The 26,771-nt window shown below is 66.3% G+C and carries 27 protein-coding genes; 14 read left to right on the plus strand and 13 right to left on the minus strand.

The genetic code is table 11. The annotated features are described in order from the left end of the window. Positions 1 to 372: 372 nt before the first annotated feature. The 6 genes from ACFQZZ_RS04630 (at position 373) to ACFQZZ_RS04655 (ending at position 6,463) form a co-directional block, all read left to right on the plus strand. Positions 373 to 504: a hypothetical protein gene (locus tag ACFQZZ_RS04630; protein ID WP_378674403.1), complete on the plus strand. Its 132-nt coding sequence runs from the start codon at positions 373 to 375 to the stop codon at positions 502 to 504. 66 nt (positions 505 to 570) lie between these two features. Continuing rightward, positions 571 to 1,710 (plus strand): cytochrome P450, encoded by a 1,140-nt coding sequence (locus ACFQZZ_RS04635; protein ID WP_378674406.1) that lies wholly within the window; start codon positions 571 to 573, stop codon positions 1,708 to 1,710. After that, positions 1,707 to 3,032: an MFS transporter gene (locus ACFQZZ_RS04640; RefSeq protein ID WP_378674408.1), complete on the plus strand. Its 1,326-nt coding sequence runs from the start codon at positions 1,707 to 1,709 to the stop codon at positions 3,030 to 3,032. Before ACFQZZ_RS04635 ends, ACFQZZ_RS04640 begins: the two co-directional genes overlap by 4 nt. A gap of 201 nt (positions 3,033 to 3,233) precedes the next feature. Then, the gene (locus tag ACFQZZ_RS04645; protein ID WP_378674410.1) at positions 3,234 to 4,454 is read left to right on the plus strand and encodes a transcriptional regulator; all 1,221 of its coding nucleotides are present in this window, start codon (positions 3,234 to 3,236) and stop codon (positions 4,452 to 4,454) included. Between the two features lie 87 nt (positions 4,455 to 4,541). Further along, complete coding sequence (locus tag ACFQZZ_RS04650; protein ID WP_378674413.1) at positions 4,542 to 6,059, plus strand: aldehyde dehydrogenase family protein; 1,518 nt, start codon at positions 4,542 to 4,544, stop codon at positions 6,057 to 6,059. Beyond that, entirely contained in the window at positions 6,059 to 6,463 is a 405-nt protein-coding gene (locus tag ACFQZZ_RS04655) for a DUF779 domain-containing protein (RefSeq protein WP_378674416.1), read from the plus strand. Before ACFQZZ_RS04650 ends, ACFQZZ_RS04655 begins: the two co-directional genes overlap by 1 nt. Positions 6,464 to 6,575: 112 nt before the next feature. On the opposite strand, the gene ACFQZZ_RS04660 is transcribed toward ACFQZZ_RS04655, so the two are convergent. Next, positions 6,576 to 8,129 (minus strand): succinic semialdehyde dehydrogenase, encoded by a 1,554-nt coding sequence (locus ACFQZZ_RS04660; RefSeq protein WP_378674419.1) that lies wholly within the window; start codon positions 8,127 to 8,129, stop codon positions 6,576 to 6,578. A 315-nt stretch (positions 8,130 to 8,444) separates the two neighbouring features. On the opposite strand from ACFQZZ_RS04660, the gene ACFQZZ_RS04665 reads away from it, so the two are divergent. The 4 genes from ACFQZZ_RS04665 to ACFQZZ_RS04680 are packed head-to-tail and all read left to right on the plus strand — an operon-like array spanning position 8,445 to position 12,198. Continuing rightward, on the plus strand, positions 8,445 to 10,886 hold the full coding sequence (locus ACFQZZ_RS04665) for a nitrate- and nitrite sensing domain-containing protein (protein ID WP_378674422.1): 2,442 nt from the start codon (positions 8,445 to 8,447) through the stop codon (positions 10,884 to 10,886). Then, positions 10,861 to 11,259 carry a roadblock/LC7 domain-containing protein gene (locus ACFQZZ_RS04670; RefSeq protein ID WP_378674425.1) on the plus strand — a complete coding sequence of 133 codons (399 nt, stop codon included), beginning with the start codon at positions 10,861 to 10,863 and terminating at the stop codon, positions 11,257 to 11,259. Before ACFQZZ_RS04665 ends, ACFQZZ_RS04670 begins: the two co-directional genes overlap by 26 nt. Next, positions 11,256 to 11,630: a DUF742 domain-containing protein gene (locus tag ACFQZZ_RS04675; RefSeq protein WP_378674428.1), complete on the plus strand. Its 375-nt coding sequence runs from the start codon at positions 11,256 to 11,258 to the stop codon at positions 11,628 to 11,630. The genes ACFQZZ_RS04670 and ACFQZZ_RS04675 overlap by 4 nt, the downstream gene beginning before the upstream one ends. Next, positions 11,611 to 12,198, plus strand: a complete 588-nt coding sequence (locus tag ACFQZZ_RS04680) for an ATP/GTP-binding protein (protein ID WP_378674431.1) — start codon at positions 11,611 to 11,613, stop codon at positions 12,196 to 12,198. The genes ACFQZZ_RS04675 and ACFQZZ_RS04680 overlap by 20 nt, the downstream gene beginning before the upstream one ends. A 51-nt stretch (positions 12,199 to 12,249) precedes the next feature. On the opposite strand, the gene ACFQZZ_RS04685 is transcribed toward ACFQZZ_RS04680, so the two are convergent. The 3 genes from ACFQZZ_RS04685 to ACFQZZ_RS04695 all read right to left on the minus strand — a co-directional run bounded on the left by ACFQZZ_RS04685 (position 12,250) and on the right by ACFQZZ_RS04695 (position 13,757). Next, positions 12,250 to 12,744: a hypothetical protein gene (locus tag ACFQZZ_RS04685; RefSeq protein ID WP_378674434.1), complete on the minus strand. Its 495-nt coding sequence runs from the start codon at positions 12,742 to 12,744 to the stop codon at positions 12,250 to 12,252. Positions 12,745 to 12,825: 81 nt separating this feature from the next. Next, complete coding sequence (locus ACFQZZ_RS04690) at positions 12,826 to 13,242, minus strand: NUDIX domain-containing protein (protein WP_378674437.1); 417 nt, start codon at positions 13,240 to 13,242, stop codon at positions 12,826 to 12,828. Positions 13,243 to 13,280: 38 nt separating this feature from the next. Then, positions 13,281 to 13,757: a winged helix-turn-helix transcriptional regulator gene (locus tag ACFQZZ_RS04695; RefSeq protein ID WP_378674440.1), complete on the minus strand. Its 477-nt coding sequence runs from the start codon at positions 13,755 to 13,757 to the stop codon at positions 13,281 to 13,283. 53 nt (positions 13,758 to 13,810) lie between these two features. Between ACFQZZ_RS04695 and ACFQZZ_RS04700 the strand changes: the two genes are divergently transcribed. Together ACFQZZ_RS04700 and ACFQZZ_RS04705 are read left to right on the plus strand one after the other, a co-directional pair. Beyond that, the gene (locus ACFQZZ_RS04700; protein ID WP_378674442.1) at positions 13,811 to 14,650 is read left to right on the plus strand and encodes an acyl-CoA thioesterase; all 840 of its coding nucleotides are present in this window, start codon (positions 13,811 to 13,813) and stop codon (positions 14,648 to 14,650) included. A gap of 27 nt (positions 14,651 to 14,677) precedes the next feature. Then, positions 14,678 to 16,096, plus strand: coding sequence for an MFS transporter (locus ACFQZZ_RS04705; protein WP_378674445.1), 1,419 nt, complete (start codon positions 14,678 to 14,680; stop codon positions 16,094 to 16,096). 56 nt (positions 16,097 to 16,152) lie between these two features. On the opposite strand, the gene ACFQZZ_RS04710 is transcribed toward ACFQZZ_RS04705, so the two are convergent. Both ACFQZZ_RS04710 and ACFQZZ_RS04715 read right to left on the minus strand, forming a co-directional pair. After that, complete coding sequence (locus ACFQZZ_RS04710) at positions 16,153 to 16,971, minus strand: ABC transporter permease (RefSeq protein ID WP_378674448.1); 819 nt, start codon at positions 16,969 to 16,971, stop codon at positions 16,153 to 16,155. Beyond that, on the minus strand, positions 16,971 to 17,933 hold the full coding sequence (locus ACFQZZ_RS04715) for an ATP-binding cassette domain-containing protein (protein ID WP_378674451.1): 963 nt from the start codon (positions 17,931 to 17,933) through the stop codon (positions 16,971 to 16,973). Before ACFQZZ_RS04715 ends, ACFQZZ_RS04710 begins: the two co-directional genes overlap by 1 nt. Positions 17,934 to 18,035: 102 nt before the next feature. On the opposite strand from ACFQZZ_RS04715, the gene ACFQZZ_RS04720 reads away from it, so the two are divergent. Beyond that, positions 18,036 to 18,788, plus strand: a complete 753-nt coding sequence (locus ACFQZZ_RS04720) for a TetR/AcrR family transcriptional regulator (protein WP_378674454.1) — start codon at positions 18,036 to 18,038, stop codon at positions 18,786 to 18,788. 3 nt (positions 18,789 to 18,791) lie between these two features. Here the strand turns inward: ACFQZZ_RS04720 and ACFQZZ_RS04725 are convergent, their stop codons facing one another. From ACFQZZ_RS04725 to ACFQZZ_RS04740, 4 genes are all read right to left on the minus strand, one after another. Further along, a complete protein-coding gene (locus ACFQZZ_RS04725; RefSeq protein WP_378674457.1) occupies positions 18,792 to 19,901 on the minus strand; it encodes a winged helix DNA-binding domain-containing protein in 1,110 nt (369 codons plus the stop codon). Between the two features lie 88 nt (positions 19,902 to 19,989). Further along, entirely contained in the window at positions 19,990 to 20,298 is a 309-nt protein-coding gene (locus ACFQZZ_RS04730) for a hypothetical protein (RefSeq protein ID WP_378674460.1), read from the minus strand. A gap of 28 nt (positions 20,299 to 20,326) precedes the next feature. Then, a complete protein-coding gene (locus ACFQZZ_RS04735) occupies positions 20,327 to 20,707 on the minus strand; it encodes a BlaI/MecI/CopY family transcriptional regulator (protein ID WP_378674463.1) in 381 nt (126 codons plus the stop codon). An 88-nt stretch (positions 20,708 to 20,795) separates the two neighbouring features. After that, complete coding sequence (locus ACFQZZ_RS04740) at positions 20,796 to 21,980, minus strand: epoxide hydrolase family protein (protein WP_378674466.1); 1,185 nt, start codon at positions 21,978 to 21,980, stop codon at positions 20,796 to 20,798. Between the two features lie 47 nt (positions 21,981 to 22,027). On the opposite strand from ACFQZZ_RS04740, the gene dinB reads away from it, so the two are divergent. Then, entirely contained in the window at positions 22,028 to 23,287 is a 1,260-nt protein-coding gene (dinB, locus tag ACFQZZ_RS04745; protein WP_378674469.1) for a DNA polymerase IV, read from the plus strand. A gap of 146 nt (positions 23,288 to 23,433) precedes the next feature. On the opposite strand, the gene ACFQZZ_RS04750 is transcribed toward dinB, so the two are convergent. The 3 genes from ACFQZZ_RS04750 to ACFQZZ_RS04760 all read right to left on the minus strand — a co-directional run bounded on the left by ACFQZZ_RS04750 (position 23,434) and on the right by ACFQZZ_RS04760 (position 26,766). Next, on the minus strand, positions 23,434 to 24,600 hold the full coding sequence (locus tag ACFQZZ_RS04750) for a thiolase family protein (protein ID WP_378674472.1): 1,167 nt from the start codon (positions 24,598 to 24,600) through the stop codon (positions 23,434 to 23,436). 176 nt (positions 24,601 to 24,776) lie between these two features. Then, entirely contained in the window at positions 24,777 to 25,655 is an 879-nt protein-coding gene (locus ACFQZZ_RS04755; protein ID WP_378674475.1) for a phosphoribulokinase, read from the minus strand. A 16-nt stretch (positions 25,656 to 25,671) separates the two neighbouring features. After that, entirely contained in the window at positions 25,672 to 26,766 is a 1,095-nt protein-coding gene (locus ACFQZZ_RS04760) for a class 1 fructose-bisphosphatase (RefSeq protein ID WP_378674478.1), read from the minus strand. Positions 26,767 to 26,771 lie beyond the last annotated feature (5 nt).

The following is a 26,771-nucleotide window of genomic DNA, read 5'->3' on the forward strand; positions in this document are numbered from 1 at the left end:
AGTGCCCGGACTCTATCCGCGTCGGCGCATCGAAATTACGTATTCCGTTGTGGCACACAGAAATAACGGAACCGCAAATTCGGCCCGATCCAGGCGTCGGTCGCTTCATGTCTGGCCGAACACCGCCCGCCAGCGCATTTGGATCAGATACGAATCGGTGCCGTGGAACTGACATGCCGGGCTTTCACAGAATCTCGGTGACATGTGATGGCCGTGCGGGCCAGCAGGCCGGGTTGCGATCCGGGCGGAGAGCCCGGAAGAAACAGGGTAGGGACTTCTTCACCCTTGGGTGGCTATCTCCGTGGGCGCAGGTCTCCGACTATTAATACACCGCCGCAGAGCGCGACGGAAACAGAGAAAGGAATAAACGATATGAACACCATCGAAATGGCCGAGGTTGTCGACGTCGAAATCGCGTTGGAGTTGGACGCGCTCGAGGAACTGCTCGCGACTCCCGCACTCGACCCGGATCGGCGTGGCTACATCTTCTCCTACAGGTACTGATCCATAAGCCGGTTTATTCCGGGGGCGAAGCGGGATGCTTCGCCCCCGAACCAGAAGGAGCTGTGCATGAGCCTCGGACGTGCCCAATCCGTCCAGCAGCTGGCCGACTGCAAGTATCTCGTTTCAGGGTATTCCGACGCGTTGACGGTGCTTGCGGACCGGCGACTGTCCAACGACCCGTCCAACGGCGAGATTTTACACCCGGAGATCGCGTCCCAGATGGTGGCGAACCAGCGCCGCAGCACCAGCATGCAGCTGTGTGATGCCCCGCGTCATCCTCAGCTTCGGCGGGCGGTCGCCCCCACGCTGACGCCTCGTCGATACGACGTGCCGCTGGCGCGGATGGAAAAGGACGCCGAGGAACTGCTGGACGCGCTCTTCGCCCGCGGTGCGGGTGATCTTGTTTCCGAATTCGTGCTGCCACTGGTCTTCTCGGTGATCTGCGACCTGCTCGGTGTGCCTGCGGAGGACCGCGATCGCGTGCTTGCCTGGTCGGAGGCCTCGACGATGCCGGACCCCACGGTCAGCGGGGACGGTGGCAGCGCCCTCGACGAATACCTTGCTTCGTTGCTGACTGCCAAGTCCGAGCAACCGGACAATGACTTGTCCAGCGAGCTCGCCGCCGCGCGGCAGGCCGGGCAGCTTTCGGACTCCGAAGCGGTGGGCACCGCCTCCCTGATGATGGTCGCGGGATATGAGACAACAGTCAGCTTCCTCAGCACGAGCGCTCTCACGCTATTGATGGCTCCACGGCTGCAGCAGCTGCTGGCGCAGCGACCGGAGTCGCTCCCATCGGTAATCGAGGAGCTGTTCCGCTACATCACACCCACCCGAGGTGCGTGGACACGTTTTGCCATCGAGGACTTGCCGATCGGTGGCACCGTCATTCCGGCCGGCAGCGCCGTGACGGTGGATCTTGCCGCAGTCAACCGGGACCCGCACCGTTTCGCTGGACCGGATCGCCTCGACCCGTCCCGTGGCGACAAGAAACATCTGGCGTTCGGGCATGGTCCGCATTACTGCCCGGGAGCCACCTTGGCTCGTCGGCAGGCTCAGATCGTATTGCGGGTCCTGCTCCCGCGCATGGCCCAGCTGAAGCTCGCAACTCCGATCGACGAACTGCGCTGGCACCAGAACCGATTCAGCCGACGACCACAATCGTTGCTGGTCACCGTGGTCGACTCCAACCCCGAGGTCACCGCGTGAACGCGAACACCAAGACGCTCACCCGCCGCTATGTCGTGCTCAACGTGCTCGGCTGGCTGCCGACCGGGCTGTGCGCCCCCGTTCTCGTCCTGCTGTTGGCCGCGCGCGGGATCGATGTGGCCACCATGGGCACGCTGCTCGCCGCATACGGGCTGACGGCGGCGTGCCTGGAACTGCCGACGGGCGGGATCGCCGATGTCCTCGGCCGCCGTCCGGTGCTTGTGGCCGCGTCGGTGCTGTTCCTGCTTGCCACGCTCCTCGTGGGGCTCGGCACGAGCATCCTCGTCATCGCCGCAGGAATCCTCCTCGAGGCTGTCGGCCGGGCACTGGACTCGGGCCCATTGCAGGCCTGGTACGTCGATGCCGTCCGGGCCGTGGACAAAGAGGCAGACCTCACCGCCGCGTTCGCAAAGGGCCGAGCGGCGGGATCGGTTGCGCTGGCGATCGGGGCGCTGGTGGGTGGTGGGGTGGCAGGCGGAGCTCTGGCGGGGTGGATGCCGTTGCCCACGGGCGGCGACGCGCCGATACTCGCACTGTCTTTGCCCTATCTGTTGGCCGCGGGGATCGTCGTGCTCCGCGCACTCACCCAGGTGGCGTGGGTTGCCGAGGCGGAACGCCGCCCGCGTGCCGTGCTCCGCACCGTACTCGCCGATATCCCGCGGACAGTGCGCGACGGGGTCGTGATCTGCACCCGAAACAGCGTGCTCCGCCGGATAACAGTCCTGTGCGGTGTGATCGGCGTCGTGCTCGCAACGGTCGAGTTGCTCGCTCCGCTGTGGATAGCCGAACTCCTCGGTGGGAACGGCCGGGCCGTCGTTGCCTACGCTGTCTTCACGGCGCTGGGAGGTTTTGCGATGGCAGCCGGTGCGTCGATGTCGCCCACGCTTACGCGGTTCCTCGGATCTGTCCGTCGCACGGTGGTTGCGGCGCTGATCGTGGCCGCGATCGCCGTTGCCGCACTGGGCGCCCCGATTTTTCCTCTGGCCGCCGCCGGCTACGTCTGCGTGTACCTCGCACTCGGCGCCCCGGAACCGTTGTTGGATGCGTTCACTCACCGCGCGGCCACGTCGCGGGAACGCGCGACGGTGCTTTCGGTGCAGTCGCTGGCCATGCGGCTGTGCGGCAGCGCCGGCGCGTTGGTGGCGGGGCTGCTCGCGGCGAATACCTCCATCGTCTACGCCTGGGCGCTTGTCATAGGTGTACTCGGGGTCGGAGCGCTTGTCGCAGTAGGGCTTTCGAGCAGCGATCGGTCATCCGACGAGCCAGCCAATGCATCGGCCGAGGCCGACGCGTACCCCAGCCCGGCGCTCGAGCGCGTGTAACCGAGGTATGACGCACTCCGCGCACAGCACAGCACCGCATCGGACATCGTCTCGCATCCGTGGTGGAAGCCGAATCTGTTGCGGATGACAGGCATAAACATGGCGACCGGCAGGTTTACCGTCGAACTCTCGCCTATCCGCGATGCATACGCCATGATGAGAGAGCGAATATGAGCTCTCAATCGACGACGGGGTTTCGAGGTGGCACTGTTCCGCACCCTCACCCAGCAGCGGGCAGAACTGGAAAAGGAATGGACCCGTTGGGCGATGGCGCCGACCGCGGCGGCGGAAATTCCTGCGGAAACCAGCCTGCTGCGCGCTGAGGTCGCGCGATCTTGGCAGCGTTCACTGCACACCGTCGACCCAGGCCGCACCGGGGCGCCCGGCCTCGACGATGTCGGCGACCGCTGGTCGGAATCATCTTTGCGCGCACCGATCACCGAACTGGCAGGCCAACTGCGCAGCATTGCCGAGGAGGCGGGTTATGTCGCCGCCGTCACCGATGAATCGGGCACCATTCTGTGGTCCTGTGGCGATCGCGCGGTCCGGCGGCAGGCCGAGCAGGTGAACTTCGCCCCCGGCGGTTGCTGGGACGAAAGCCATATGGGCACCAACGGTTTATCGCTCGCGCTGCACGACGACCGCCCGACCACCGTGTTCTCCGCCGAGCACCTGGTCGCCGCACTGCACGGCTGGGTCTGCTACTCCGCACCGATCCACGCGCCCGACGGCAGACAGGTCGGCGTGCTCGATTTGTCCAGCTCCTGGAACCGCTCCCATCCGGCGGTCATGACCTCGGTGCGGGCCCTTGTCACCGCGGTCGAGACCATGCTGCGCGCCGCGGCGCCGAGCTCGAAGCCGGGGGTGCGACTCGAATGCCTCGGCGCCGCGCGACTCTTGCGCGAGGGCAGACCTGTTCCACTGCCGCCGCGCCAACTCGAAATCCTGGCCCTGCTCGCGCTGGAGCCCGACGGCTTCACCCCCGAGCAACTGCACGCCGCCGTCTACGGCGATCGCCCTGTCTCCACCAACACGCTGAAAGCCGATGTCTCGCACCTGCGCCGGACCACCGGCGGCGAGATCACCAACCGCCGCTATATGCTCACCGGCGCGTTGTCCTGCGACGCGGTGGACCTGCTTGCCGCGATCGCGGCGGGCGACGCGACCTCGGCGCTGTGGCTGTATCGCGGACCACTGCTGCCCGGATCGGACACGCCCGGCGTGGTGGAATGGCGGGCGTATCTGGATGTCGGCGTGCGCACGGTGGTACTGGCGAGCGACCGCGCCGAGCATGCCGTGGCGCTCGGCGAACGCGTCCCCGACGACATCGAAGTACATGAGCACGCGCTGCGATTGCTGCCCGCCGACGACGTGCGTCGCGCTGTAGTCGCCGCCCGCCTCTACACCGCGCTACACGCTTAACTTTCGCGATTGATCGCCACCAACCTCGCACCAACCTTCGCGGGTCATAGTGGCTCCCGCAGAGGAAGATTCCGCGAGGAGTGAGCCATGATCTACGCCAAACCAGGGTCCGATACGGGCATCGTCAGTTACGCCGCCCGGTATGACAATTTCATCGGCGGCGACTGGGCGGCTCCCATCGAGGGACGGTATTTCGACAACCCCTCCCCCGTCGACGGTGCGACATTCTGCGCGGTTGCCCGGTCCACCGCCGCCGATATCGACATGGCGCTGGAAGCCGCACACCGCGCCGCCGAGGGTTGGGGAGCGACCTCGGTCACCGAGCGCGCCAATATTCTCAACAAGATCGCCGACCGGATCGAGAACAGTATCGAGCCGCTCGCGGTCGCCGAATCCTGGGACAACGGCAAGCCGGTACGCGAAACCCTCGCCGCGGACCTGCCTTTGGCGGTCGACCACTTCCGATACTTCGCCGGTGTCATTCGTGCCCAAGAAGGCAGCATCGCCGAAATCGACTCGGACACCATCGCTTATCACTTCCACGAGCCGCTCGGCGTCGTCGGGCAGATCATCCCGTGGAACTTCCCCATCCTGATGGCGGCGTGGAAGCTGGCGCCCGCGCTCGCGGCGGGAAACTGCGTGGTGCTCAAACCGGCCGAGCAGACACCGGCCTCGCTGCTGTTGGTGGTCGAGCTCATCGCCGACCTGCTGCCGCCCGGTGTTCTCAACGTGGTCAACGGTTTCGGCGTCGAGGCGGGCAAGCCGCTGGCCTCCAGTCCGCGGGTGGCGAAGGTCGCCTTCACCGGTGAGACCACCACCGGCAGGCTGATCATGCAGTACGCCAGCGAGAACATCATTCCGGTCAGCTTGGAGCTGGGTGGCAAGAGCCCCAATATCTTTATGCCCGATGTGATGGCCGCCGACGACGACTTCCTGGACAAGGCCGTCGAGGGTTTCGTGATGTTCGTGCTCAACCAGGGTGAGGTGTGCACCTGCCCGTCCCGGGCGCTGATCCACTCGTCGATCTACGACGAATTCCTGGCCCGCTGTATCGAACGCACCCGGGCCATCAAGGGCGGCAACCCGCTCGACGAAACCACCATGATCGGAGCACAAGCCAGCAACGACCAATACGAAAAGATCCTGTCCTACATCGACATCGGCAGGCAGGAAGGCGCCCGCGTGCTCACCGGAGGGGAAGCACGGAAGGTGGACGGACTACCCGGCGGGTACTACATTCAGCCGACGATCTTCGAGGGCAACAACACCATGCGGATCTTCCAGGAGGAGATCTTCGGACCGGTGGTCTCGGTGACCCGGTTCGACACCGTCGAGGAAGCGGTGCGCATCGCCAACGACACCCTCTATGGACTCGGCGCCGGTGTATGGACCAGGGACATCAATACCGCATACCGGATGGGCCGAGCGATTAAGGCAGGACGAGTATGGACCAACTGCTTCCACGCGTACCCGGCACACGCCGCGTTCGGCGGCTACAAAAAGTCCGGCATCGGACGCGAGAACCACAAAATGATGCTCGATCACTACCAGCAGACCAAGAACCTGCTGGTCAGCTACACGCCAACCAGACTCGGGTTCTTCTGATGCAAAACCGGGTCCATCGTGTCGCCATCACCGATCGGGCACGAATCGTGTTGCGACGGTTGATAGAACAGAACGGCCCGGTGCTGTTCCATCAGTCCGGCGGTTGCTGTGACGGCAGCTCTCCGATGTGCTTCCCGGTCCGCGAGTTCCGCATCGGCAGCGCCGACGTCCTGCTCGGCCGACTGCCGTGGCACACCGAATTCTGGATCAGCGGCGACCAGTACGAGCGCTGGAAGCACACCCATCTCACCGTGGATGTGGTCAGCGGCCGCGGCAGCGGCTTCTCCCTCGAAGCACCCGACGGCGTGCGCTTCATCATTCGGTCTCGGCTGCTGACCGACGAGGAATCGGCTGTGCTCGCAGCCGGGCCACCACCGCACACCGGAGCCGACCGGATGACCTGAAACCACCAGAACGGGTGACGGTCCGGGGATCCGCAGCCCTTGGCCGGCACCGCACGGCCTCGTCGTCCCGGTATTGCGCCGGGGCGACGAGGTGCCGTTTTCCGCGAAGTCGTCAGCGACCGGGCAGGAACCGGAAACTGCGCGCGAGAGTCATCAGCAATCGCTGCCACTTGTCCTGCGAAATCATCCGGGGCGCATCCAGGTTCATGAATCGAGTGACGACCACCGTCTGCGGTTCGGTGAACTTCAGCAGCCCGTCCGGGCCGTGCCTGCGACCGACACCCGAGATCCCCATACCGCCCATCGGCGCCGCGGTGGTGCCCCAAGCCGGTGCGTATCCCTCGTCGACGCACACGGTGCCGGCATGCAGTTGCTGAGCGATCTGCTCGCCTTCGCTCTTACTCGCCGCCCACACACTGGCGTTGAGGCCGTACTCGGTGTCGTTGGCCAGGCGGATGGCTTCGTCCACCGTGTCGACCGGGTAGATCGATACCAGCGGGCCGAAGGTTTCGTCGCGGCCGCATTCCATCTCGTCGGTCACATCGGCGAGCACAGTCGGCTCGAAGAACAGCGGGCCGAGATCCGGACGCGCCTTGCCCCCCGCGAGCACCTTCGCGCCCTTGGACGTCGCGTCGGCGACGTGCTTGGTCACGGTCTCCAACTGCGCCTCGGAGATGAGGCTGCCGATACCGGCCGAATAGTCGTAGGCAGCACCGAGTTTCGCGGCCTGCACCGCGGCGACGAACTTCTCGGTGAACTCCGTGGCGACCGACCGCTCGACATACAGTCGCTCGATCGAGATGCACAGCTGCCCGGCATTGGAGAAGCACGCGCGCACGGCCGCCTTGGCGGCCTTGTCCAGCTTCGCACCCTTGGTGACGATCATGGGGTTCTTGCCGCCCAATTCCGCAGAGAACCCGATCAGCCTGCGCCCGCACTGCTCGGCGAGCGCACGGCCGGTCGCCGAGGAGCCGGTGAACATCAGATAGTCGCAGGCATCGACGATCGCGGTACCGACAACGGTGCCGGGCCCGGTCACTACCGCGAGAAGGTCACGCGGCAGCCCGGCCCGATACAGCAGTTCCGCGCTTGCCAAGGAGGAGAACGGCGTTTGGCTGTCCGGCTTCACGACCACGGCGTTGCCCGCGAGCAGCGCGGGGATCGAGTCGCCGATGGACAGCAGCATCGGATAGTTCCACGGTGCGATGACGCCGACAACGCCCTTGGGATGGGTGCGCACCGATGCCCGATTGAGCACGGGGAAGGCGCCGGGTACCGAGTGCGGTTCGAGTAGTCCGGGCGCCGCCTTCGCGAAGTAGCGCGCGGCGAACATCAGGCCCAAGATCTCTTCTTGCGCGGCCCACCGCGCCTTGCCGGTCTCGGCCTGGACCACGTCCATGAGGAACTCGCGGTGCTCGACCACCAGCGTCCGATACCGCTCCAGCACGGCGGCGCGCTCCTTGGCCGAACGCGCGGCCCACCGTGCCTGCGCCGCCCTCGCCCTGTCGAACGCGGCCGTCACGTCTTCGGCGGTGCCCACCGGCACGGTGCCGAGCGGCTTACCGGTGAAGGTCTCGACAATCGTCTTGGTCGAACGGGCCTCGGGGCTATCGATCGCGGCCAGGGCGCTCAGACGAGCAAAAACTTCGGCTTCCGGCGCGGGCATCGTTGCCTCCTACTTGTGAGTAACCGCGGATTACACACAATCTACGCCGCTGCGCGCCCGCACCGCACACACCCGGCCGGGTTCGGCCGCTCATACCACCGATTCGGCGGAAAGTGTCGGCTTCGCGTCTGTGTACGGAACGGTCCGAGCAGGGGCGGGCTCCGAATGCCGGATGACTACCGCAGAAACCAAGGCGTCCAGGGGAATTCATCGCTGCGGCGTAGCAGCCTCAGATCTTGCTCCAAATGTCAAATCGAGTCTCGCTCAGCGGGACCCGATCGCCGTACTGGTCGGCATCTCGATTAGGTTGTGCCGATGTTCAGAGCGAGGCTCGGTGTCCGAACACGGATACTGGCGATCGCGCTCATCCCGAGCCTGACTCTGCTCGTGGTCGGCGTGGGTGCAGCGGGATACCTGGTAGCCCAGGGAAACAAGGCCCAGGATTGGGCGTCGCAGAATCAGCAGGCAATCCCGCCGACCAGGGAGTTGCTCGAGGCCGTCCAGCAAGAACGTCATCTGACGATCGCCGCACTGACCGGCGACGATTCGGTCACGCCGACACTCGGCGCGGCGCGGGTGCGGCTCGACAGCGCACTACGCGGACTGATCGAGGCCTCGGCGGGTCTGCGCGAGGTCGATGATTCGAAGATCGGCGACGATGCCGCGAACTTCATGACGCTCGGCGCCCAGATGACACAGGTGCGCACCGCAACCGACGCGGGCCAGCTCCCCGTGCCCGACGCCTACATGTTCTATAACCGCCTGCTCGACGTCATCACTTTCGGCACCCAGATCGCCGAGCAGACGGCTCCCGACGCGGAAATCGGCGTGCGCATCGCCGACGGGATGCGAATCTTCCTTGCCACGGAAGCGATGTCGCGCAGCAACGCGCTGGCGGACATGATCGCCAACGCGAACGGACCCACTCCCATCCCGATGGAGGAGTTCCTGCGCCAGATCGGCTTCTACCACACCGAAGTCGCGAATCTGACCGCCGAACTCGACCCGTCGCTCCGCGACCGGTTGCATGCACTCACCAACAGCACCGCGTGGCAGCAACTGACCGCCGTGGAAAATGCTCTCGCCCAGCGCAATACGACCAGCGCCGCCAACTCCTCCAGTTCGTCGAGTTCGACGAACAAGCAAACCACAACCCCGGCCTTGCCGGTGAACGACCCCGAATGGCACAACGCCGCCGCCGAGGTGAACCGCGGACTGATCGACGTCTGGATCGCGCAGAACAAGCACGCGCAGAAACTGGCCGAGGACAAGGCCGCCGACTCCGCGGAGACCTCCGCGTGGGCAGGCGGCGGCGTCGTCGCGGTCAGCGTCCTGGCGTTCTTGATCGCCCTGCTGCTGGCCAACCGCATTATCCGCAGGCTCAAGCGTCTGCGCGGGGAAACCCTCGCACTTGCCGACGAGCGACTGCCCGAGACCATGCGGCGGCTGAATGAGGGCGAGATCATCGATCCGGCCACCGAATCGCCGACCCTCGACTACGGCCACGACGAAATCGGTCAGGTGGCCAAGGCATTCGAGCACGCGCACGCCGCGGCCATCGCCGCCGCGGTGAACGAGGCCCGCACCCGGGAGGGCGTGAAGGCGGTGTTCCTCAATATCGCCCACCGCAGCCAGATCGTGGTGCATCGGCAGCTGGAGATTCTCGACGAGGCCGAGTCGAAGCAGGAAGATCCGGCCATGCTGGACACCCTCTTCCGGCTCGACCACCTGGCCACCCGCGAACGCCGCAATGCCGAGAACCTCACCATCCTCGGCGGCGGGCAGCCGGGCAGACAGTGGCGCAACCCGGTGCCGCTGATCGACGTGGTGCGCAGCGCCGTCAGCGAAACCCTCGACTACACGCGGGTTCGGGTCGCCAGACTGCCCGAAACGCACGTCATGGGCACCGTCGTCGCCGACCTCATCCACCTACTCGCGGAGCTGGTGGACAACGCGACCGCCTTCTCCCCGCCGCAGTCGCGGGTCGAGGTGACCGGCAATGTGGTCGGCAAAGGCATCGTCGCCGAGATCAGCGATCAGGGCATGGGCATGTCGGATGCCGATATGGCCAAAATGAACGACATGCTGCGCAACCCACCGGATTTCGGTGTCGCGGCGCTGTCCGCCGATTCCCGGCTCGGCCTGTTCGTCGTCGCACAGCTGGCCACCCGCCACGGCATCTCAATCCGGCTCGCGGAGTCCGACTACGGCGGGATCCGGGCCATCGTGCTCATCCCCACCGCCCTGATCGCCAGTGAAACCACCGCGCTCGCATCGGGATCCGAGACCACCGACGCCGGGCGACGGCGGCGCCACCCGGTGCCGTTCGTCGAATCCGCGGCGCACGGCGCAGTCGAACCCGAATCGGCGGTGCTGACCGCGCCACCGGAGGCGCCACCACTGGTGGAACCACCGCGGCCGACTCCCGCGAACGGAGCACGGCCGAGCGCACCGGCGCCGCACGCGGGACCCGAGGGCAGACCAGCCCTGCCGCGCAGGAACCGGCAGGCCAGCATCGCACCGCAACTGGCGCAGCCAGCTCCGCCCGAGCCGGTCGCCGAGCCGAGTACGAAGCGGGCGCGCACCGCCGAACAGGCCCGAGATCTCATGTCCGCCATCGAGATCGGCACGAAGCAGGGCCGCCGGGCGGTGCCTGAGGACCGACGCAGCGCCGTCCCCGATGAGCTCCCAGCTACCGCGGCCGCCAAATCCGCGGACGAACAGGAAGGCAATGGTGACTTCTTCCAACACCGGTGATCTCAACTGGCTGCTCGACGATCTGGTCGACCGGCTGGCCGGCGTGCGTCACGCGGTGGTGCTGTCCACCGATGGCCTGCTGCTCGGCAGATCCACCGCCATGACCCGCGAGGACGCCGAACATTTCGCCGCTATGTCCTCCACCCTCTATGGATTGGCGCGTAGCGCCGGCAGTCGTTTCGACGGCGGCGGAGTCCGGCAGGCGGTGATCGAACTCGATCGCGCGGTGCTGTTCGTGACCTCGGCGGGCGACAACGCCTGTCTCGCATTGCAAGCGGCCGAGACGGCGAATCTCGGCATGGTGGCCTACGAAATGAACGTCACCGTCCAACGTGTCGGCACCTACCTCTCCACCCCCGCGCGCCTGCCATGACACGCAAGGGTGAGCCGTGGTTCGACGAGGCCGCCGGTCCGCTGGTCCGGCCTTACGCGGTGACCCGTGGCCGCACCATCGGTGCGGGTCATGATCTGGACATGCTCACGGTGGTGGTCACCGCCGACCGCGCGCCCACCCTGCGGCGGACCGAACCCGAGTACACGGACATCGTTCGGCTCTGCCGCGTCCCACAGTCGGTCGCCGAGGTGGCGGCCCATGTGAAACTGCCCTTGGCGGTGACCAAGATCCTCGTCGGCGACCTGATCGGCGAGGGACATCTGATCTTCCGGGCTCCGGTACAGCCGGAGGCCGGCCCCGGTGATCTCAACATATTGCGAGCGGTACTCGATGGCATCCGAAAACTCTGACCCGCACTTGGCCGCCTCGGTCAAGATTCTCATCGCCGGTGGGTTCGGCGTCGGCAAGACCACCATGGTCGCGGCGATCAGCGAAATCACCCCGCTGCGCACCGAGGAACTGATCACCGAGGTCAGTACCGGCGTCGACGATCTCTCCGGCGTCGAGCAGAAGACCACAACCACGGTGGCGCTGGACTTCGGCCGCATCACTATCGACCGCGATCTGGTGCTGTATCTATTCGGCACGCCGGGACAGGATCGGTTCTGGTTCCTGTGGGACGAGCTCGCCCGCGGCGCGCTCGGCGCGGTCGTGCTCGCCGACACCCGCCGCCTGGGCAATTCCTTTGCCGCCGTGGACTTCTTCGAGCGCCGTGGCCTCGCGTTCACGGTCGCGGTGAACTGCTTCGACGGCGCGCCCGTCTACACCGTCGACGAGGTCCGTGACGCACTCGACCTCGACGACCACATTCCGGTGCTGCTGTGCGACGCCCGCAGCCGGGAATCCTGCAAGGACGTGCTGCTGAACCTCGTGCAGCACCTCATCGAACGGGCAGGCAGGCCGACCGTCACCACTTGAGCGTCCGCTGTTGGGCCCTCCGGCTCCAAGGCTCCACTCTGCTGATCGGCTTCATACCTGGTGTAGCCACGAGATGAAGAGCAGGACGCCCGAGGCGCCCAGCACGAGGGACACCGGGACCGGCCACCACGGCCCGGTGCGCCCGAGTAGCTGACGACTCAATCGCACTTGCACCACGCCGAGCCCGGCCAGCAAGGCCAGCCACGCGGGCAACGACACCACAGCCAGCGCGTGCACCGCCCACGCTCCCGCCAGCGTCGGCCCGCCCCAGGAATGTTCGAGGTCGTTGTCCCCGATCAGCGGATAGGCGATCCCGCGCACCGCGGCGAGCGTGGCCAGAAACGCCAGAAACCAGCTCAGCACGCAGACGATGATCGCGAGCACGGAGTGCACAGCGGCACGAAGACCGGACCGAGCACCCATCGGGAAGGAAACACCGAGCATCCGGCGTGGCACCCGCAACCTGACAGCCACCGGCCGGCACGCGAGCGGACCCGCCATCAATGCGTAACCGGCCCAACGCAACAACGAACGCACCGACTTCATACAGGCGACCGTATCGCGGTGCATGGTCGCCGTGGCACCGCGCCGGCCGATGACACGTCGAACCGCGGCTGATCCGAGTGATCAGGCCAGTCGCCCCGCGTCGACGAGATCGTCGAACAGCAACTGATCGACCGGCGGCACCAGGTCACGATCGGCGTAGCTGAACCAGGCGACCTCCTCGATCTCGCTGCTCGCCGCGAGTGTGCCGTGATAGTCCGCCGTGTAGCAGCTCATCCGCACCACCACACCGCTTTCGGGTCCGTGCACCGCCGCCTCGTAGGTGCCGACGTGCGCGACCGTCTCGGGAAGCAGCGCGACGGTCAACTCTTCTTCGATCTCACGCAGCAGCGTCTGCAGATCGGACTCGTCACCCTCACGCTTGCCGCCGGGAATGTAGAAGATGTCCTTCCCGCGCGGCCGCGCGCAGAGGATGCGCCCGGCTTCGATGCGTACCCACGCGACCGTATCGATCAACTGCCCCACTCGCCCATCCGCCACCGCCGCAGCCTAATGCAGTGCCGCGCGGCCGGACGGTGTCAGCGGGCGGTGGGAATCAAGGAGGGGCCTCGAACTCCCGGGCCGTCGACCGGCCGGAGGTCGCGACCGTGCACCCTTTCGCCGCATTCGGAGCACACCGGCGCGAGCACGGTGAGGTGACCGCAGGTCTTGTGCAGGGACTGCACCGGTGGGCCGTCCGGCGCGGCCCATTCGTCACCCCACTGGCGCATCGCGGTGAGTACGAGCCATAACGAACGCCCCTTGGGGGTGAGCCGGTAGTCGTAGCGGATCGGGTTCTCCTGATACGGCACCTTCACCATGATGTCGTGGGCGACAAGGTGTTCCAGACGCTGCGTGAGCACATTGCGGGCGATGCCGAGACGTTCGCGGAAGTCGTCGAAGCGCGTCACCCCCATCAGCGCGTCGCGCACGATCAGCAGGGTCCACCACTCGCCGACCACCTCCAGGCACTGGGCAATCGAGCAGTTCATGTCCTCGAAGCTCGTCCTCCGCATCACCCCAGCATAGTCGGTTGCTTCAAAGAACTCACTAGCTTAGGGTTCGTTGCATGATGCAACTCACTCATCGGCTCGGCGACGAATTCGCGCTGACCGAGCTCGACTACCGCGTCTGGCGGGCACACGTCGACGACAGCTGGCGAGGCTGGACCGGGCCACACGGCGGCGTCATCGCCGGTCTGCTGATCGAGGTCGCACGCCGCGCGGCAGCCGGTGACCTGCCGGTCCGGGTGGTCGACCTACGCTTCCTCGGCCGACCCACCGAGGGGGACTTCACCTTCCGGGCAACCGAGCATCCGGTGGGCCGCAGCACCACCATCGTCGATGTCGTCGCCGATCAGGAAGGCGTGCTCGTCGCCTCGGCGGCGGTCACCTTCGGGCGGACCACACCTACCAAGCTGCCCGAGCGCAGCGCGACGCACGCCCCGCAGGTCCCGCCGCCCCACGACTGCCAGATATTCCACCTACCACCCGAAATCGTGCCGGTCGGCGCCCATTTCGAGATCCGTCCGGCCGCGGGCCCACTACCGCTGAGCGGGTCGGACGAGGCGTGGATGTGCGCGTGGATCTCGCTGATTCCTGGAATGCCGACCGACGCCGCGGTGCTGGCGGTGCTCGCCGATGCGCTGCCGCCGGGCTTGTTCCCCACCCTGACCACACCGGTCGCGGTGCCCACCGTCGCGTTCTCGATGCACCTGCACACCGCTGGCGACTGCTTGCAGGTCGCTGGAAATGGCACCGATCGCGCCCGGCCGGTATCGCAGGAGGTGCTCGTGCGCGCCAAAAACGTCAGCACCGGCGGCGGCTGGTCGGTCGACGACGTCGAGATCTGGGACCGCGGCGGCCCGCTGCTCGCCACAGCCCGCCAAACTCGCCGAGTTCTCGGCTGAATCGGAGAACTCCTCGTGAATACCGTTGTGACAACCAAAGATCGCCCGGGCGTCGATTCGCGGATGGTACTGGCCATTGTGTCGGTCGGCGTGCTGCTGTCGAGTCTGGATCTGTTCATCGTCAATGTCGCCTTGCCGGATATGGGGAAGGATTTCGGCGACACCCAGCTGTCTGGACTGTCCTGGGTGCTCAATGCCTACGCGATCGTGTTCGCCGCACTGTTGGTGCCTGCGGGGCGGCTCGGCGATCGCGGCAGCAACCGGACCACCTTCCTGATCGGCCTCGCCGTGTTCGTGCTCGGCTCGGGGCTCTGCTCGGCCGCCTGGAATGTCGAGTCGCTGGTCGCTTTTCGGGTGTTGCAGGCGGTGGGCGGCGCCATGCTGACCCCGTCTTCGCTCGGCCTGGTGCTGGCCGCGACCCCGGCCGAACGCCGTCCGATGGCCGTTCGGCTATGGGTGGCCTTCGGTGGCCTCGGCGCCGCGCTCGGGCCGGTGGTCGGCGGACTGCTTGTCGAGATCGACTGGCGCTGGGTATTTCTCGTCAACGTGCCGATCGGGATTGCCGCGCTGGCCCTCGGCGTGCGCCTGCTGCCGCGCACCCGCGGCGACGGTGGGCCGCTGCCCGATGTGTTCGGTGCGATCATGCTCATCGGCGCGATCGCCGCGTTCATCCTCGCCTTGGTGAAAGGCGAGGACTGGGGCTGGACTTCGGCAGGTGTCCTCCTATCCTTCGCCGTTGCGGCGGTACTCGCGGTCGCCTTCGCGATCTCCTCGGCTCGTCACCACAGCCCCGTTGTCGATCCCGCACTGCTACGCGCGCCCAATTTCGCACTGATGGCAGGTAATTCGCTGTTCTTCCAGATCGCTTTTGCCGGCATGCTGCTGTCGGTGGTGCTCTGGGCGCAGAACGTCTGGGAATGGTCGGCCTTGCGGACCGGGCTGGCGATCGCGCCGGGACCACTGGTCGTGCCGGTCGTCGCCATCCTCGCCGGTCGGCTCATCAACCGGGTCGGTGCCGGTCCGGTCATCGCCGCCGGTGGTGTCGCATTCGCCGCGGGCATGGTGTGGTGGGCCGAGGCCATCACCCTCGAACCCGATTATGTGAGTGGCCTACTCGGCGGAATGGTCATCAGCGGCCTCGGCGTCGGGCTCACACTGCCCACCGCATTCGCCGCGGGCAGCGCGGGTCTGCCACCACAACGATTCGCCACCGGGTCGGCGGTGCTGAGCATGTCCAGGCAGATCGGTCTCGCCGTCGGCGTCGCCGTCGTGGTGGCAACCCTCGGCTCCCCCACCGGACCGCAGGAGACACTCGACGCCTTCCATCGCAGCTGGTACGTGACGGCAGCCGTCGCGCTGGTCGCCGGACTCATCGGCCTCGCGGCCAGAATGCCGCGTCCCGCTGTCGCACAACCGAATCCGGTAGGCGACACCGACGCCGTCTGACTCGCCGACGCACCACAGTGCCCGGCATTCCGCGGAATGCCGGGCACGTGTCCATGTCAGCGGCTCAGGCGCTGGAATCGCCGCACCGCCAGCGGCAGGAAGATCGCCGTGAGGATCAACGGCCACACCATCGCCATGAGCAGTGCGTGTTGTTCGATCCACGAATCACCGCTACCCACCGGGGTTCCGAACAATTCACGGGTGGCAGCCACCGTGGACGAAATCGGGTTCCATGCGGCGATCGCACCGAGCCAGCTCGGCATCAGCTGCGGTGCGACGAAAATGCTCGAGATCATCGTCAGCGGGAAGGCCACCGCGAACAGTCCACCGGCCGCTTCCGGATTCGGCACGAGCAGTCCGAGCCAGACGCCGACCCAGATCAGGGCGAACCGCAGCAACAGCAAGAGCCCGAAAGCCGCTAGGCCGTTGAGGATTCCACCGTCCGGCCGCCAGCCGATCGCCAGTGCGGTGAGCATGAGGATCGTCAACTCCACACAGGCCAGAATCAGATCGGTGACGCCGCGCCCGGACACCACTGCCGACGACGCCATCGGCATGGAGCGGAATCGGTCGATCACGCCGTTGGTCGCGTCGTACACGACCACCGTCGCGGTGTTGATGAACCCGAACGCCATCGTCATCGCGAACATGCCCGGCATCAGGAAGCTCCGGTAGTCGCCGCCGCCGGGCACGCTCATCGCACTGCCGAACACATACCCGTACAGCAGCACCGACAGGATCGGGAAGCCGAGCTGCCAGGCGATATTCACCGGCTGGCGCTGATAGTGGGTCAGCCCGCGCCGCACCACATTCCAGCAATCGGCGACGGCCCAGAATGCCGGCGAACGGGTCGGTGTCACATCAACGGTGCTCATCAGGCAGCCTCCTCGGCAACAGTGCGGTGTCCGGTCAACTGCAGGAAGACGTCATCGAGGCTCGGCCTGCGCAAGCCGATGTCCTCGACGCCGATCCCCTCGTCCTGCAGGGCGCGTGCCACCTCGGTGAGCGCGGCGACGCGGTCGGTGACCGCCGCGTGCACGCGGCGCTCGAGGTCGTCGGTCTCCGGCTCCCCCGCGCAGACCCTGGCAACCACCTTGGCGACGGCGGGCAGGTCGGCGACCTCGGCGGCGACGACCTCGATGAGATCGGCGCCGACGGTGTTCTTCAGCCCGTCCGGTGTGTCGTCGGCGATGGCCCTGCCCTGATCGATCACCGTGATGCGGGAGGCGAGCTTGTCCGCCTCCTCCAAGTATTGGGTGGTCAGCAGCACGGTGGTGCCGTCGGCGACCAACGCCCGCACCGACTCCCACACCTCGCCGCGGCTGCGCGGATCGAGACCGGTGGTCGGCTCGTCGAGGAAGAGCACGTCGGGCGACAGGATCATCGATGCCGCGAGGTCGAGCCTGCGCCGCATACCGCCGCTGTACTTGCCGACACCTTTGTCGGCGGCATCGGCGAGATCGAAGCGCTCGAGCAATTCGCTCGCCCGCTGCCGAGCCCGGCGTCCACCGAGATGAAAGAGCCTGCCGAACATTTCGAGGTTCTGGCGCCCGGTCAGCACCTCGTCCACCGCGGCGTACTGCCCGGTGAGCCCGATGCGCGAGCGCACCAGCCAGGGTTCGCGTGCCACATCGAGCCCCGCGACCTTCGCCTGCCCGCCGTCCAGCCGGACAAGTGTCGACAAGATCCGCACAGCCGTGGTCTTGCCCGCGCCGTTCGGGCCGATCAGTCCGTGCACCGTCCCACGGCGGACGGTCAGATCGAAACCGTCCAACGCCCGCTTGTCCCCATACCTCTTCTCGAGCCCCTCGGCCCGGACCGCGTACTCGTCGCTCACTGTCGTCCTCCGCATCGCACTTCGATTTCCTAACTGGGTACATCGTACCCTAATTAGGGTACAACGTACCCAATTTTTCGCCAACCGGTTAAGCTGAGTCTCATGACGAGCACGGAGGCCAGCGGCAGCGGCGATATCGCCCGCACTCTCGACCTGCTCTGGGACACCGGCCCGCGGCCGAGTCGTGGCCCCAAACCGGCACTCACGCTTGACCGAATCGTCGAAGCGGCGATCACGGTGGCCGACACCCAGGGCTTGGAGGCGCTCACCATGCGCCGCGTCGCCACCGAGCTCGGCACCGGCACCATGTCGCTCTACCGGTATCTCCCCGGCAAGGCCGAACTACTCGACGTGATGCTGGATCGCGTGCAGCGGCCGTCCGCCGATGCCTACCGTGGCGATGGCTGGCGTGGCGCGTTGGAGGCCATGGCCTACCAATCCCTCGCCCTCTTCCGCCGCCACCCATGGCTGCTCCAGGTCAACCAGTCCCGACCGGTGATGGGTCCGAGCGCTGTGGAAGGCATGGAGCTCGTGGTCACGCGCATCAAGCCGATGGGCCTGACCGACCCCGAGCTCGTCTCCGTGGTCATCCTGGTCAGCGACTATGTCGCGGGCGCCGCCCGCACCCAGCTGTATCAGAAAGAGGTAGAACGCAAATCCGGCATGACCGACGCGGAGTTCTGGCAATCTCAGATTCCGGTCCTGGAACGCGCCATGGCCAGCGGCCGCTATCCGACGATGGCCGCACTCTCCGATGAAGCATTCGATCCCGGATTCGACCACTTCGGATTCGGCCTGGCGCGGATCCTCGACGGACTCGAAGTCCTGGTCGCCGCACGCACCGCGGCCGAATAGCCGCTACTGGGCTCGGACGGACGCGATGTCCTGTCCGAGCGCGACGGCCAGGTGGTCGGCCGCCGTGGCGAGGTGCTTCTTCGGCGGTGCGGCGCCGTCGAACATCGCGACCACCAGGTCGCCGTCGACGATTTCCCAGGTACCCGCGATACGGCCGCCCACAACGACGATCGGGGAGATCCAGCCCGCCGCCCGACTCACCTTCGACCGATGTTCGGCAGGCAGCAACTCGGAGTCGGAAGTGCCTGGGCCGAGGACGTATTGGTCGAAGGCGCCGAGCAAGTGGACCGAGGCGACGGGTTGGGTGGCGGCCAGTTCGTCCGCGTGCTCGGTGAGCACATAGGCGCGGCGGCCTGCCACCTCGACCTCGGTGAGGGCGTCCCCCAGCTCCGCGAACCACTTACGGACGATCGTCTTTCGCAGGCTGTTGCGACTGAGCCATGCATCGAACGACTCAGGAGTGGCCGGGCCGTAGGCGCGCAGATAGCCGGTGATCGCGATCGGTGCGGCGGCGTCCGGCTCAGGGAGCCCGCGCCACCCGGAAACCTGATGCGCCGGAGTGGTGAAGGTGATCCGATTGCCTTGGGCTGGACCGTGACACAGTGCTCCCTGCCAGGCCAGCGGCTTGAGCAGTGCACCCCAACCGGATCGCAACTCCTCGCCGAGGCGGTGCAGCGCCGGATCGGCGACGAGTGCCTCGACAAGCTCGTCGCGGGTGAGCACGGCGCCGTCGAGTATGTTCGACACCGACTCGACCAGCGCGGCGACCTCCGCGGGCGACGCACCGAAATTGCGCTGCCACACGGGTTTTTCCCAGGTGCGAGCCGAGGCGATCACGGCGAGAGCGGCGGCCGCGAAGTCAGGAGCAAGCGCGTGCAGGGTGCCACGCATCGCCCAGGTCTTGATCAGTGTGCCCGAATTCAGCTCACGCACCACCGCATCCGGCTCGGGTTTGCCTCGGCGCAGTGCCACCGCCAGCTCTGCCGACGAGGTGACCTGGGCCTGCACTCCGCACAGCCGATCGACGATCTCGGGAACGCCCGCATCGGTGCGTGGTGCGACGAACTGCCGACCCAACCGCCATGCGAAGACCTGATCCCACGTGAGCTGCACCGCCCGCCTCCTAATCCACGAAATGCATTGTTGCCCAGACTGCCGTGCACCGGTCGGTGCGCGATGATTCTCGTCCTCGATGTCGGCCTCAGCCGAGACGATCCAACTGCAGATCAACAATCCGGCGGCGACCTCGAGCATGCCCGTCATCGTCACGGTGATCACGCCGAGCAAATGCGGTGCGGTTGGTCGCCCTGCGTACCGCGCTCGCCGGTGACACCAGCCGTTCGACTCGGGCCACCACCGCGGTGCCCGCGGCACCCATGGCATTCGCCGGGGTATCCGGAGCAAGCGCGTCCAGTGCCGCGCTGGTGACGACGATCGCGTCCGGCCGACCAGCGACGCAATATGCCTGCGGTTCGGCCGAATCCAGCATGACTACGCCGAGATCGAGCATCGCACGCCCAGCAGGCAGATGGCTACGTTCACGGGGCTTCGGGTGGCTTGTGCGCGGTCAGTCTGCGCAGCGCCGCGCGCAAACCCGCCGATTCGTCGGCGCTGATGCGGTCGACGAAATGGCTGAGCACCAGGTCCGACCGGCCGCCGGAGCCGAGCGCCTCCAGCATCAGCCGCGCGCTGTGCTCCTCGCGGGTGAGAGTCGGCCAATATCGGTAGGCCTTGCCCGCGCGCTCGCGCGCCAGCCAGCCCTTGCGATGCAGGTTGTCCATGGTCGACATGACCGTGGTGTAGGCAATGCCGCGTTGGGTCGCCAGTTCGTCGAAGATTTCGCGGACCGTTGTGGTCTGCGCGTCCCGATCCCAGATACGGTCCATGATCACCGCCTCCAGGTCCCCGAATCCACGCACCGTGCCGACTCCTCATCGCTACTCGTCCAACAGGCGTCCCAGGATAACGGCTTCGCCCGCTACCTACGTAGGTAGGCCGTAGATTTTGTCAGCGACGACCGCGGCAGGTCCTGCGGAGATCATCGACCCACAGGTCGGGGATTTCCCACGGGATGAAGTGACCGCCCTGGTCGTGGACGGTCAGGTTGACGTGGTTGTACCAGGAGGCGCGGTCGCTGTCGAGGAAGCTCTGGACCCGGCGGTCGGTGCTGACACCGGGTGGGTTCTCGTAGCCGACGAAGGTGATGCCGGTCGGCGCTTCGATCACCGGCTGTCGGTCGTGCGACGGCGTCCAGGGGTAGCGATTGTTGTTGGCATAGGTGCGAATTGATGTGCTTATCGAGTTGGTGACCCAGAAAATCATGGCGTGGGTGAGCAGATCGTCTTTGGTGAAGACGGTCTCGATGTCGCCGCCGTTGTCGCTCCATTTAACCCAGCGTTGCAGTACCCAGGCGAGCATCCCGGCCGGCGAGTCGGACAGTCCGACGGCGAGCGTGCTCGGTTCCAGCACGTGCGCGGCGAGGTGGACCGCAAACCGCCGTTCCATCTCGATGATCCGGTCGCGGACATCGGCGGGCAGACCGTCGGGAATTGGCCTGCCGCCGCTGACATCCCAGGCCCGGTCGCCTTCGAACAGACTCAGCTTCTGGCCGGAACCGATGTGGATCGCATGCAGCTCGTCCGCGTACTTGTGCCCGAGTTGGCCGGTGACCAACGCTCCGACGTCACAGCCCGCGGCGGCGTACTTGGCGTAGCCGAGCGTCTCGGTCATGAGGGTGTGCCAGAGGTCGGCGACCTTCCAGAAGTTCATGTCCGGGTTGTTCGGGAGCGGTGCGGAAAACCCGAAGCCGGGGAAGGACGGAACGATCACGTCGAACGCGTCGGCCGGATCGCCGTCGTGCGCGCCCGGGTCGGCCAGCTGGTCGACAACCTTGGACCAGTGCCAGAACGTCCACGGCCAGCCGTGCGTGAGGATCAACGGCGTCGGGTTCGGGCCGACTCCTGCCTTGCGCATGAAATGTACCGGTACGCCGTCGACCTCGACGCGATAGTGCTCGTAGGCGTTGATCGCAGCTTCGGCCTTGCGCCAGTCATAGCCGTCGCGCCAATATTCGACGAGTTCCCGCAGGTAGCCGCGGTCGACGCCGTAGGACCAGTCCTGGTTGCCCGCGTCGACCGGCCAGCGGGTCAGGTCGAGGCGCTGCCGAAGATCGGCGAGCACGCCATCCGGCACGCCGACTTACCTCGATAGCGGCACTCGCCCTTCACTGAATCGAACACATGTGCGAACATTGGAGTGTGTCCCACTCCGCATCCGCAGCCACTCGATCCGGCAGACCCCGGATCGAAGCGCGCGCGGAAGCGTCGATCCTGCATGCCGACCTCGATTCCTTCTACGCCTCGGTAGAACAGCGCGACGACCCGCGACTGCGCGGTCGCCCCGTCATCGTCGGCGGCGGCGTCGTACTCGCCGCGAGCTATGAGGCGAAGGCGTTCGGTGTGCACACCCCGATGAACGGCGGCGCCGCCCTGCGGCTGTGCCCGAACGCGATCGTGGTACGACCACGCATGTCCGCCTATGCCGAGGCGAGCAAGGCGGTGTTCGAAGTCTTCCGCAACACCACACCGATCGTCGAAGGCATCTCCATCGACGAAGCCTTCCTCGATGTCGGTGGTCTGCGTCGGATCGCGGGCGAGCCCATCGATATCGCGCACCGACTGCGCGCCGACGTCCGCGATCAGGTCGGTCTGCCCATCTCCGTCGGCATCGCCCGCACCAAGTTCCTCGCGAAAGTGGCCAGCGCCGTGTCCAAACCGGACGGCCTGCGCCTGGTCCCGCCGGACGGCGAACTCGACTTCCTGCACCCACTGCCCGTCGAAAGACTCTGGGGAGTAGGCGAAGTCACCGCGCGCACGCTGCGCGACCACGGCATCACCCGCGTCGGCCACCTCGCCGAGCTCGGCGAACCCATGCTGCGCTCGATCCTCGGCCCGGGCGCCGCCCGTCACCTGTACGCCCTCTCCTGGGCTCGCGACCCGCGCCGCGTCGAGACCGGACGCCGCCGTCGATCGATCGGCGCCCAACGCGCCCTCGGCCGCCACCCGCGCCCGCCGGACGAAATCGAGGCCTACCTCCACGGCCTCACCGACCGCCTTGGCCGCCGCCTCCGCGCCGCCGACCGAGTGTGCCGAACCGTGGTGCTACGCATGCGCTTCGACGATTTCACCCGAGCCACCCGCTCCCACACCCTCCCCGAAGCGACCGATCACACCGAAACGATCCTGCGCGCCGCCCGCACCCTGCTTGCCACCGCCATGCCGATGATCCAAGAACGTGGGCTCACCCTCGTCGGCCTCGCCCTCACCAACCTCGAGAACGCCGACGCCGTCCAACTGACCCTCCCCCTCGAGCACCGCGCCACCAACACTCTCGACTCGACCCTCGACGACCTCCGCCAACGCTTCGGCTCCAGCGCCGTAACCCGCGCCGCCCTCATCGGCCGCGGCGAGGGCCTCTCGGTCCCTCTACTCCCCGACTGACCGGCGAGTTTCCAGCCGTCGAGCTGCGCGAAAGGATGAGTGTCGACCAGCCGGCAAACACGAGTGGCCCCATCGAGGCGGTATTCCGCACGCCGCAACGCGACATGACCGACCTACGCCGAGCCCGCCTATTACAAGTCCGCCTATTACAGCCGCTCGATGATGGTCGCGTTGGCGAGGCCGCCTGCCTCGCACATTGTTTGCAGGGCGTAGCGGCCGCCGGTCTGTTCCAGGTGGTTGAGCATGGTGGCGAGGATGCGGATACCGGAGGCGCCGAGGGGGTGGCCGAGGGCGATGGCGCCGCCGCGAGGGTTGAGTTTGGCCGGGTCGGCGTTGAGGTCGTCCTGCCACACCAGTGGGACGGGAGCGAAGGCCTCGTTCACTTCGTACGCGTCGATGTCGTCGATGGTGAGGCCGGCCTTGGCCAGGACCTTGCGGGTGGCCGGGATGACGGCGGTGAGCATCAGCAGCGGATCGTCGCCGGTGACCGCGAAGGAGTGGAAGCGGGCGCGGGGACGCAGGCCGAGGGCGTTGGCCTTCTCTTCGCTCATGATCAGTGCGGCCGAAGCGCCGTCGGTGAGCGGGGAGGAATTGCCAGGAGTGATCGACCATTCGATCTCCGGGAACCGCGCTTTGAACTCGTCATCGGCGAACGCGGGCCGCAGACCCGCCAAACCCTCCGGGGTGGTGTTGGCACGAATCGTCTCATCGGCGGTCAGCGTTCCTGCGGCGACGAGCTCATTGTCGAAGCCGCCTGCCGCGGCGGTCGCGGCGGCCAGCCGATGTGAACGAGCGGCGAACGCATCCAACGTTTCCCGATCGAGCTTCCATCGTTGGGTGATGATCTCCGCCGCAATGCCCTGTCCGATAAGGCCTTCCGGGAAGCGATGCGCGAGCGGACCGCGATTCGCATCCTTGCCTTGCGCATTGGAGAACATCGGCACCCGACTCATCGACTCCACCCCGCAGGCGATCGCGATGTCATAGGCCCCCGCGATCACTCCCTGCGCCGCGAAGTGCGCCGCCTGCTGACTCGACCCGCACTGCCGATCCACCGTCGTCGCGGGCACCGTCTCGGAGAACCCCGCCGCCAACACCGCCGTCCGCGAAATATTGAACGCCTGCTCACCACTCTGCGTGACACAACCACCGATCACATCATCGACAAGTACCGGATCCAGACCATTCCGCTCGACAAGCGTCCGAAGCACATCCGCCAACAGCGTGGCCGGGTGAACTTCCGACAGCCCACCACCCGCTTTCCCCTTCCCAGAGGGCGTGCGCACCACATCCACAATGACCGCGGAAGTCATAACTACTCCTTGTCAGTATCAGCAATCATCACGTGAACGACGATTAACTTATGACACTGTACGCCGGACGACCACTCCCCCGCGACCCCCGGTCCCGTGCGACAACGACCGAGAAGATCTACCGTCATGCCCCATTCGGCGATGGGTTGGCCGCTTGGGTGGAGTACGACGAGTGATCATCGAGAACGTTTGGGGCGCTTGTCCATCAGACGCAGGATCAGTGGCGTGAAGATCAGTTGCATGGCCAGTTCCATTTTGCCGCCGGGGACGACGATGCAGTTGGGGCGGGACATGAAGGAGTCATGCAGCATCGATAGGAGGTAGGGGAAGTCGATTACCTTGGGGTCGGCGAAGCGGATGACGACGAAGCTCTCGTCGGCGGTGGGGATGGTGCGGGCGATGAAGGGGTTCGAGGTATCCACGGTGGGCACTCGCTGGAAGTTGACGTAGGTGTGGGAGAACTGGGGGCAGATGTACTTCACGTAGTCCGGCATGCGCCGCAGGATCGTATCGATGACGGCTTCGCTGGAGTAGCCGCGCTCGGTCTTGTCGCGGATAACCTTCTGCGTCCACTCGAGGTTCACGATCGGCACCACGCCGACCAGCAGATCCGCGTGTTGCGCGACGTTCACCGAGTCGGTGACGGCAGCGCCGTGCAATCCCTCGTAGAACAGTAGATCGCTGCCGGGAGTCAGATCCTCCCAAGGCGTGAAGGTGCCAGCGGGCTGTCCATAGGGTTTGGCTTCGGAGTCATCGTGCAGATACTTGCGGACCGAACCGACCCCGGTTTCGCCGTAGTCCCGGAAGAGCGTCTCCAGCTCTTTCAGCAGATTCGCCTCCTCACCGAAGTGCGAGAAGGTGAGATTGCCGTTCTGTTCGGCCTCCGCCATCGCGAGCTTCATCTCGTTGCGGTCGTAGCGGTGGAAGGAATCCCCTTCCACCACTACCGCATTGATGCCCTCGCGGCGGAATATCTCCTGAAAAGTCCGTGTGACGCTGGTCGTTCCCGCACCGGATGATCCGGTGATGGCGACGACGGGATGCTTGACCGACATGGCACCTCCTCGATTCTCAATGCGGAGCAGGCCGGAACAGCGACCGGGAACCGAACAACGAGCTGTCGAAGCTCGGTCCTTCGTCGGGCTCACTGTGATAGCGCTCGATCCGCTCGACCTCGTTGCGCGAGCCGAAGATCAACGGCACCTGATGGTGCACATGCTCCGGCGGCACCTCGAGCACCCGCTCGCCGCCCGTGGTCGCCCAACCACCGGCCTGCTCGACAATGAACGCAATCGGATTTGCGCCATATAGCAACGCCACCCGTCCTGGTCGCAGCGGCGGCCGGGCGTCGTGGGGGTACAGGTAGACCCCACCGCGCGTGAGAATATGAAAGGTGTCGGCGACCAGCGACGCCACCCAGCGCATGTTGAAGTCCCGGCCACGCGGCCCGTCCACGCCGTCGAGGCATTCGTGCACGTATCTGCGCACCGGCCGCTCCCAGAACCTTTCGTTCGCGGCGTTGATCGCGAAACCCGAAGTGTCCTCGGGGATTCGCATTCGCGGATGCGTCAGCACGAACGCGCCGATCTCCCGGTCGAGGGTGAACCCGTCCACGCCGCTGCCGGTGGTGATCACCAGCATCGTCGCAGGTCCGTAGAGGGTGAACCCGGCGCAGACCTGCCGCACCCCGGGTTGCAGGAAGTCGTCGGCGATCGGCGCGGCGCCGCTGCCGGACGCGCGCACCCGCTCGGGCGCCCGCAGCACGCTGAATATCGTTCCCACGGGCAGATTCACGTCGATATTCGAGGACCCGTCCAACGGATCGAACGCCAGCAGATACTTCCCACGCCGGTGCACATCGGGCACCGGACGGATGACGGTCATCTGCTCCGACAGCAGCGCAGACAGATGCCCCGTCCACTGGGTCTCCGCCACCATGATGTCGTTGGCGATCGCATCGAGTTTGCGATGCACCGTCGGTGGCAGGTTGTCCGGCTCCGCGGCGCCGAGCGAGCCGACGATGGCTCCCCTCATCACCTGGTTGGCGATGATCTTCGTCGCCGTCGCAACGACATTCACCAGGGCGGAGAACTCACCGGACGAGCCCGGGTGCCGGTGCTCCTCCTCGATGGTGTAGCGGGTGAGGGTCTTCAGTCCTTCTGGCATGGTGA

Origin of the sequence: Nocardia sp. GCM10030253, assembly GCF_042675075.1 — a bacterium.
Lineage (GTDB): Bacteria > Actinomycetota > Actinomycetes > Mycobacteriales > Mycobacteriaceae > Nocardia.